This is a genomic window from Frankia sp. CcWB3, assembly GCF_977927595.1.
Genome location: NZ_CDWRCK010000200.1, coordinates 1 through 7,816, shown reverse-complemented (window position 1 = coordinate 7,816; position 7,816 = coordinate 1). Strand labels below are relative to the sequence as shown.

Genomic DNA, 7,816 nt, shown 5'->3' with positions numbered 1-7,816 from the left:
TGCGGTTGACGTCGGGGTGGTAACGGCGGGCGAGGCGGCGGTAGGCCTGCTGCACCTCCTCGCCGCCTGCGTCGCGCCGGAGGCCGAGAACCTCGTAGTAGTCGCGGGCCATCGGCGCTCACTCCTCATCGCCGCCCAAGTGCTGTCCCCGGCCGTGGCCCGGACCTCGACCACCCCGTCCTCGACCACCCCGTCCTCGACGTCGAAGATGCTCACGCCAAACGTGCCGCCGCTGAGAACGTGCCGCCGCCGAGGCCGAGTGTTACGCCATCCGATGGCTTCCCGATCCACCGGCGCCTCAAAACCACCCGCCGGAATCCCACCAAGCCGATCAGGTCGGTCCTCCGGGAGAAGGCACGCATAAGCGGTGAACCACGGTGGCGGGTCGGCACGGGTCGGCACGGGGGGTCGGCATCTGTGCTATGGTCCACGCCGCATCACTTAAAGAGGCAGATCAATTACCGATCGTGGTGATGTGGTGAAGGGTTCCTCAGACCTGGCCAGTGGTCTGTTGGAGGCGGCGCCGGACGCGATCGTCGCCGTCCGGGACGATGGGGCCATCGTCCTGGTCAACGCGCAGGCCGAGCGGCTGTTCGGCTACACCCGCGACGAGCTGGTCGGCCAACCGGTCGAGATCCTCATCCCGGTCGGTGCCCGCGCCGTCCATCCTGATCATCGGGACCGCTACTTTGCCGACCCCCACCCCCGGCCGATGGGTGCCCGCCTCCAGCTCGCTGCCCGCCGCCGCAACGGCAGCGAGTTCCCCGTGGAGATCAGTCTCAGCCCGCTGGAGACCGAGGAGGGAATACTCGTCTCCGCGGCGGTCCGGGACGTCACCGACCGCCTCGAAGTCCAGGCCGAGGGGGAACGGTTGCGCGTCGAGGCGCAACGCCGCAACTTCGAGGCCCAGCTCCACCAGCCCCAGCGGTTGGAAAGCCTCGGCCAGCTCGCCGGCGGGGTGGCGCACGACTTCAACAACCTCCTCGGAGCCATCATCAACTACGCCTCGTTCGTCGCCGAGGAGGTCACCCAGGCCGCCGCCACTCAGACCGCGGACGGACGGTGGAACGACGTACTGCGCGACATCGAACAGATCCAACGCGCCGCCGACCGCGCCACCGTCCTCACCCACCAGCTCCTCACCTTCGGCCGCCGCGAAACCGTGCAGCCCCGGGTACTCAGCCTCAACCAGGTCGTCACCGACCTGGAGAACCTGCTGCACCGCACCTTGGGCGAACACATCGAGCTGCACATCCATCTGCAGCCCGAGCTGTGGCCCATCCTGGCTGACCCCGGCCAGATCGAACAGGTCCTGACCAACCTTGCCGTCAACGCCCGCGACGCCATGCCCGACGGCGGCGTGCTGACCATCGACACCGCCAACATCACTATCGATCCGGATTACGCGAGCGAACGCCCGGGCGTGAAAGCCGGCCCGCATGCACGGATCCGCGTCTCCGACAGCGGCACCGGCATGCCCCCGGAGGTCCTTGCCCGGGTCTTCGAACCGTTCTTCACCACGAAACCCAAGGGGGAAGGCTCCGGCCTCGGCCTCGCCACCGTCTACGGGATCATCAGCCAGGCCGGCGGGCACACCGACATCTACTCCGAACCCGGGGTCGGCACCACCATTCGCTGCCTGCTCCCCGCCACCGCCGCCGGTCAGCCGGACGCCGCCGGTCAGCCGGACACCGCGACCGGCACTCCGGCACACGCGGGCGAGACCGTCCTGCTCGTCGAGGACCAGCCCGCCATCCTCGAGGTCACCCGTCGCCTGCTTGCCCGCAACGGCTACCAGGTCCTCACCGCTACCTCCGCCGACGAGGCCATCCCCCTCGCCGCCGACCACCCCGGCCCCGTCCACCTGCTGCTGACCGACGTCATCATGCCGCGCATGCAGGGCAAGGAACTCGCCGGCCGGATCCGCTCCACTCGCCCCGACACCCGGGTGCTCTACATGTCCGGCTACGCCCACCCGGTCCTCACCACCCAGGGGAAACTTGATCCCGGTGTCATCCTGCTCGAAAAGCCCTTCTCCGAACGGGTCCTGCTCGCCAAAGTCCGAGAAGCCCTCGACCCTCCGACCTGACCACGAATCAACCAGGACCCACCTCAACGGCCAGGATATTTCCTTTCTGCCCCGTTGATAAGAAATATCCGTCAGCCGGCGCTTTCGTCGTCGCTCGTCCTGCCGCGCGGCCCTGGTCACGGGTGGTGGTTTCTGCGGTTGACAGTCTCTGCCCGCGTCATAGGCTCAGCCGTGGGACGGATGCCCGACCGGGGTAGAGTGATGATAATGCATCAGCAGGAAGCGCAGCAGGTGGAGCGCGTGCTGCGGCAAAACTGGCAGCAGATCCGATACCAGATCCTTGACCAGTTCGCCGAGGTAAACGCGTCGGACCTGGACGCAGCCTCGAGCGTCGACGACCTTGTTCAGCGCATCGCCGACAGGTCGCACTACAGCGACAGGTACGTGGAAAGCAGGATACGCGAGCTGGTGGGTGTTGCGGCGGGCGCAGGCGCCGGTCCAGCAGCGCAACCCACCGCAGCGGCGCAGGCTGCAGCCGAGCAGGCCCCAGCGCCAGCCGCGGCCGAGCAGCCGGCCGCCGGGGGCCAGGCTGAGCAGCCCACGGCGGAACAGGCCGGGCAGCGGTTCGGCGGGCAGCAGCCGTTCACCGCGGCGTAGCCGCCGAGGCGGACCGGAGGGTGGGGTGCCGTCCAACGACGGAAAGCACCCCACCTGTCGGACGTCTGCGGTAGGCGTCTGCGGTAGACGGAGTACTCGAAGGCGCCTTCGAGTGGCTGGAGGTGCTTTCCTGCCCGGGATCCGCCGCCCGTCATTCCTCAGTGCCCGACGGCGGCAGTGCCCGACGGCGGCAGACTCCGTAGCGGTGGATCGGCATCGGCCAGCTGGATGGGCCTGGGCTTTCTGGCCTCGGGCATCGTGTTCACGGCGATCATCGCGGTGCCCGCGGCTGCCTGGTGGCGGTTCGGGTTGAATGAGGTCGTCGCCCCAGATCATCAACCCCAGCCGCACGGTTCCGGGGGTGTGGCCATGACCGCGGCGGGCATGGCAAGCTTGCTCGTTGTGGCAACAGGGTGCGAGGTGGACAGGGGAACGGCCCGGTTGGGCCGAGCCGTGGTGTTCGCCTCGTCCTCGGTGTGTCTGGCCTGGGCAGCGCACGTCTCTGGCGGGGGGCCGCGGCCAGCCGCTGGGATCATGCTGGTTGCGGTCCTCCTCCTCACCCGGGTGGCGTTCGGGTTCGCGGACCGCGAGCGAGGAGTCGCTGCGCTGCTCGCGGGTCTGGGGGTGACGCAGATCGCCCTCCATGTCACCTTCGTACTTGCGCATCCGCACACCCACCTGGCCAGCGGTCCGAGCCTGGATGTTCCGATGACGGCGGCCCACGGCATTGCCGTGGGCTGTGTGGGATTGATGCTTCGTCACTCCGAGCGGGCTGTGTGGTGTGCGGCCGGACTGAAGCCGCGCACCGTTGTGGCCCTGTTGCTGTATCCGGTGACCGTTGCCGTCGTTCCGCCTGTCCCACCCACCGTGAAGATCAACCTTCGGAAGCGGGCGCCGAGACCGCACGCTCGCCCCCTTGGCCGTGGCGCACGGCGTCGGGGACCACCCGCTTCCCCTTCTCCGGGGTTGACGTCACGGTGAGCGTTGACGTCACGGCGAGCCTGGTAGACGAGTTCCCCTGGCGGGCTCATCTGCCCGACGAGCGACCCCGGCGCGAGCAAGGCAAGGCATCTTCAGGTGGTCCCACGCGCCGTGGGACGTTCGAAGGGATCTTATGTACCGCAACGTTCGGCGTGCCGGCATGCTTGCCGGCACTGCCGCGGCAGCGATGTTCCTCCTGGCCGGACCGGCGTCCGCCCATGTCACGGTGCAGCCGCCGACGGCTGCCGCGGGCAGCTACGCCACCTTGTCGTTCAAGGTCCCCACGGAGAAGGACACCGCGTCCACGACCGGGTTGGACGTCCAGCTTCCCACCGACACCCCGATCGTGTCCGTGTCGGTCCAGCCCAAGGCGGGGTGGACACACAAGATCACCAAGGCGGCTCCGCCGAAGCCGCTCATGACGGACGACGGAGAGGTCAAGGAGGTCGTCACCAGGATTGCCTGGACGGCGCAGGGGGATGGCGGGATCAAGCCCGGGGAGTTCGACACCTTCACCGTCTCCGCCGGGCCGCTGCCCGAAAACACCGACCACATTGTGTTCAAGGCGTTGCAGACCTACTCCGATGGTTCGGTCGTGCGGTGGGTCGATGTCGTCGCCCCCGGCGCCCAGGAGCCTGAGAAGCCGGCGCCGGTCCTCACGCTGACAGCATCCTCCCTGGGGTCCGGTGGGCATGGCGCGGCCACGGTGCGGTCGGACGAAGCCGCATCGGCCTCCGACGATTCCGACGATTCCGACGGGACGGCGCGTGGCCTGGGGATCGCCGGTCTCGTCCTTGGCGCACTCGGGTTGCTTGCCGGTGGATTCGCGCTGATCTCTTTGCGGCGGCGCGCCTAACCGTCGTGCGCCGCATCCTGGTGGTGGCCGTGACGTTCCTGGTCATGGCCACCACCTCCATCGGTCTCGGCCTCGGGGTCCCGTCGGCGTCGGCGCATGCCCTTTTGACGGGTAGCGACCCCGTGGACGGCGCGGCACTCGGCGTCGCACCCGCACGGGTAACCCTTGACTACAGCGAGTCGGTGCGGGTCTCGCGCGATTCGATCCGGGTGCTCGATTCCGCGGGTAGGCGGGTCGATGATGATCGTGCCGGATCTGGTCCCAAGGCCTCGCAGGCGACGGTCGCGCTCCGGCCGGGGCTGCCGAACGGCACGTACGTGGCGAGCTGGCGTGTCATCTCGGCGGATAGCCATCCTGTTTCCGGTGCGCTCGCCTTCGGTGTGGGCGGGCCGCCGGAGGCCGCCGCCGCGGCGGCCTCCGGCACATCGGGCTCCTCGACGGTGGGCGTCGTCTTTGCCGTGGCGAGATTTCTCGGATACGCCGCGACGGCCCTGTTACTGGGCGTCTGTTTCTTTCTGATAGTGCTCTGGCCGACAGGTCTTCGTGCGGCCGGCCCCGGCCGGCTGTTGATGGCAGCGTGGGGATTATCCGTTTTTGCGGCCTTCGCGCAGCTGCTGCTGCAGGGCCCCTACGCTGCCGGGCTCGGCCTCGGGGGACTCGGGCAGTGGTCGGTTCTGTCGACCACCCTGGCGGATCGGTTCGGCCACCTGCTGCTGATCCGTCTGCTCGCTCTTGCTTTGATGGTGCCTCTCGTGCGGCGGCTGTTGCGAACCGGGTCGGTGGATCTGCGGGGAAACGGGGAGCTCGCCGGTCTCGGTGTCGTGGTGGCCGTGACGCTTGCCATGATCGGTCATGCCAGTGCCGGCGACCTGGCTTGGCTGGCTACCACCAGCACGACGGTGCATGTGATCGCCATGTCGGTGTGGATCGGTGGTCTGGTGATGATTGCCGGTTTCCTGGTGCGCCGCGCATCGGCCACCGAGCTGGCGGAGGTCCTTCCCCGGTGGTCGAAGATCGCGGTTGTGGCCGTTGCCGCCGTGATGGTCAGCGGGGTCTTCCAGGGCTGGCGTGAGGTCGGCCCGCCACGGGCCCTGATTGATACCAGCTATGGTCGACTGCTGGTGTACAAGGTGTGGCTGGTCCTTGGAATGATCGCTCTCGGCGCTCTGGCGCGGCAGTGGGTCCGCCGGCAGTACAGAACGAACAGAGATCAGCCGGCCGGCCGGCCGGACCGCTCGCCGGATACCGTTCTGCTTGCCGGGCTGCGGCGGGGTGTCATGGCGGAAATCGTGGCCGGGGCTGTCGTGCTGGGGATCACGGCTGGGTTGGTGAACATGGTACCGGGACGTACCAGCTATTCACCGCCGTTCTCCGACACCACCTTCGCGGGTCCGATGACGGTGAAGGTGCGGGTCTCACCGACGCGGGTGGGCGCCCAGACCCTGGACGTCCACGCCACGGGCCCGAGCGGCAAACCGCAGAAACTGGTGGAGGCCAGTGCGGCGTTGTCGTTGCCGGCCGCCGATCTCGGCCCCTTCACTGTTCCGCTGAGCCTGGCCGCGCCGGGCCATGCGCGGAGCGACGGGATCCGGGCGCCGTTGCCCGGTGAATGGCAACTTCGGCTCACGCTCCGAGTGAACGATTTCGACCAGTACGTGACAACCGTGTTCTACCAGGTCCGATGAAGGACTCGTGAACGATGAAGGGCTCGTGAACGCTGGGCGGCGGTAAGCGCTTCCGCGATAGCTGATCGGAATGGTTCGATTGGCGTGTGATATCAGGGTTATAATGATCGGTCAGGCAACCCATGGTAGAGCGGCAAAGGCCTGCGAGGGAAGCTCAGAAGGAGTCCATCCATGCCGACCGCCACCGCTGACAAGTCCCATAGCTTCGATGTTTTCCAGCACTACGAGCGCCTCCAGTGGAAGGTTTCCGACCTCGGGCTGGAAAACGTCCGGCGTGACCTCGTTCATCCCGTTTACATCTCGCTTGTCAAGGGCGTTGTCATGGGCGAGGCGACGTCTCTCCCCGGGCTGCACGGTTTTCTCAAGGAGTCATGATGACACCCTCCCGCGCCGAGATTGTCAGTACTGTCACCGCCATCCTTGCTCGCGAGCTCGGGATGCCAGCCGACGCGCTCACTCCCGACCTCGACCTGCGGGCCGTCGAAGGCGCGGACTCGGTGAAGGTCCTGGTCATGATCTCCCGCATAGAGCGCACGTACGATATCGAGATCGAGGATGAGGACGTCTTCACCCTGAGCTCCATCAACGACGTCGTCCGTATCGTGCTTGCGGCGCTCGAGACGGCGGCGGTCTGACAACAGGAGAATCATCGTGACCGTATCGAACACCGTTATATCATATACCTCTGCTCCGGAAGCGGGGCAACGCCGCCCTGCCCGGTCCGACGGCCCTTTTGCCCGTCCGGTGCTGCCGCCGCTGCTGCCCGCCTCCGACCTGGCGGCGGCGGTCACCGCGTTTCATTCTGCCGGGTCCGCCGCCCGCCGGTGGGACGTCGAATCGGCCTTCCGGTGGGACGAGGCCGAGGCCGACCGGCTCACCGAAGGCCATCGCTCAGCGGTCCGCTTCATCACCCTGATCGAGGACCATCTCCCCGGCTATTTCGGCCTCTACGAGCGTGCGTTCCCGCTCAACTCCGACGTTGACCTGGAAACCTTTATCCATAACCGTGAGCTCTACCATTTCACGGTACGGTGGGCCCAGGAAGAGGACAGCCACGCCCGGGCCCTGTTCCGCTACCAGGTCGCCGCCGGTATCGCCGAACCGGAGGAACTGCGTCGGGAACTGGCGGCCGAGGGCCGCAAGAAATTCGATCTGCCACTTGACCACGCGGTCTCGTTGTTCGCCTACGCACTCGTGCAGGAGAAGGCGACGCAGCTCTATTATCAGCAGCTACGCACCGTGGCCGGCAATCCGGTCCTGGCCGACGTCCTCACCCGACTCGCCCGCGACGAGTCGCGCCACTTCGCGTTCATGGCGGATGTGGTCGAGCGGTACCTGCGCCGGGAGGGCGACGCCGTGGTGGAGCCAATCCGCGAGGTCATTGCGACCTTCCGGATGCCACTGGCCGACACCATCCGCGGCTACTGGCGATGGGCACTGCGGATCAGGGAAGTCGCCCACTACGACCACACGGACGCCTACGCTCACCTCATCCGGGTCGTGAACCGCGCCGTCGACGCCCGGTCCGACCGGGTGAATGAACTGATCACCTTTATCGACGCATGCCGGACCGCCCCCGTCCCGGCCTGAGCCTGGTCGGGTGGCCTT

9 protein-coding genes are annotated in these 7,816 nt (G+C 67.5%); 8 read left to right on the top strand and 1 reads right to left on the bottom strand.

Annotation, left to right across the window (positions count from 1 at the left end):
• Positions 1-112, bottom strand: a 112-nt coding sequence (locus ACY5KJ_RS14880; protein WP_462203614.1) for a DnaJ domain-containing protein, incomplete at its 3' end; no start/stop codon positions are given.
• A 366-nt stretch (positions 113-478) separates the two neighbouring features.
• Here ACY5KJ_RS14880 and ACY5KJ_RS14875 point away from each other — a divergent pair.
• The 8 genes from ACY5KJ_RS14875 to ACY5KJ_RS14840 all read left to right on the top strand — a co-directional run bounded on the left by ACY5KJ_RS14875 (position 479) and on the right by ACY5KJ_RS14840 (position 7,798).
• Positions 479-2,089: a PAS domain S-box protein gene (locus ACY5KJ_RS14875; protein WP_462188676.1), complete on the top strand. Its 1,611-nt coding sequence runs from the start codon at positions 479-481 to the stop codon at positions 2,087-2,089.
• A 207-nt stretch (positions 2,090-2,296) separates the two neighbouring features.
• Entirely contained in the window at positions 2,297-2,686 is a 390-nt protein-coding gene (locus tag ACY5KJ_RS14870; RefSeq protein WP_462203613.1) for a hypothetical protein, read from the top strand.
• Positions 2,687-2,914: 228 nt separating this feature from the next.
• The gene (locus tag ACY5KJ_RS14865; protein ID WP_462188674.1) at positions 2,915-3,667 is read left to right on the top strand and encodes a hypothetical protein; all 753 of its coding nucleotides are present in this window, start codon (positions 2,915-2,917) and stop codon (positions 3,665-3,667) included.
• A 133-nt stretch (positions 3,668-3,800) separates the two neighbouring features.
• Positions 3,801-4,523: a YcnI family copper-binding membrane protein gene (locus ACY5KJ_RS14860; RefSeq protein WP_462188673.1), complete on the top strand. Its 723-nt coding sequence runs from the start codon at positions 3,801-3,803 to the stop codon at positions 4,521-4,523.
• A gap of 5 nt (positions 4,524-4,528) precedes the next feature.
• Entirely contained in the window at positions 4,529-6,208 is a 1,680-nt protein-coding gene (locus tag ACY5KJ_RS14855) for a copper resistance CopC/CopD family protein (RefSeq protein WP_462188672.1), read from the top strand.
• Between the two features lie 171 nt (positions 6,209-6,379).
• The gene (locus tag ACY5KJ_RS14850; RefSeq protein ID WP_462188671.1) at positions 6,380-6,583 is read left to right on the top strand and encodes a hypothetical protein; all 204 of its coding nucleotides are present in this window, start codon (positions 6,380-6,382) and stop codon (positions 6,581-6,583) included.
• A complete protein-coding gene (locus ACY5KJ_RS14845; RefSeq protein WP_462188678.1) occupies positions 6,583-6,843 on the top strand; it encodes an acyl carrier protein in 261 nt (86 codons plus the stop codon). The genes ACY5KJ_RS14850 and ACY5KJ_RS14845 overlap by 1 nt, the downstream gene beginning before the upstream one ends.
• 16 nt (positions 6,844-6,859) lie before the next feature.
• Entirely contained in the window at positions 6,860-7,798 is a 939-nt protein-coding gene (locus tag ACY5KJ_RS14840; RefSeq protein ID WP_462188670.1) for an acyl-ACP desaturase, read from the top strand.
• Positions 7,799-7,816 lie beyond the last annotated feature (18 nt).

What these genes read in the sequence shown, in the direction of transcription:
- ACY5KJ_RS14870 (WP_462203613.1), top strand. Translation starts at nt 2,297, where the DNA reads ATGCATCAGCAGGAAGCGCAGCAGGTGGAGCGCGTGCTGCGGCAAAAC.
- ACY5KJ_RS14865 (WP_462188674.1), top strand. Translation starts at nt 2,915, where the DNA reads ATGGGCCTGGGCTTTCTGGCCTCGGGCATCGTGTTCACGGCGATCATC.
- ACY5KJ_RS14860 (WP_462188673.1), top strand. Translation starts at nt 3,801, where the DNA reads ATGTACCGCAACGTTCGGCGTGCCGGCATGCTTGCCGGCACTGCCGCG.
- ACY5KJ_RS14850 (WP_462188671.1), top strand. Translation starts at nt 6,380, where the DNA reads ATGCCGACCGCCACCGCTGACAAGTCCCATAGCTTCGATGTTTTCCAG.
- ACY5KJ_RS14845 (WP_462188678.1), top strand. Translation starts at nt 6,583, where the DNA reads ATGACACCCTCCCGCGCCGAGATTGTCAGTACTGTCACCGCCATCCTT.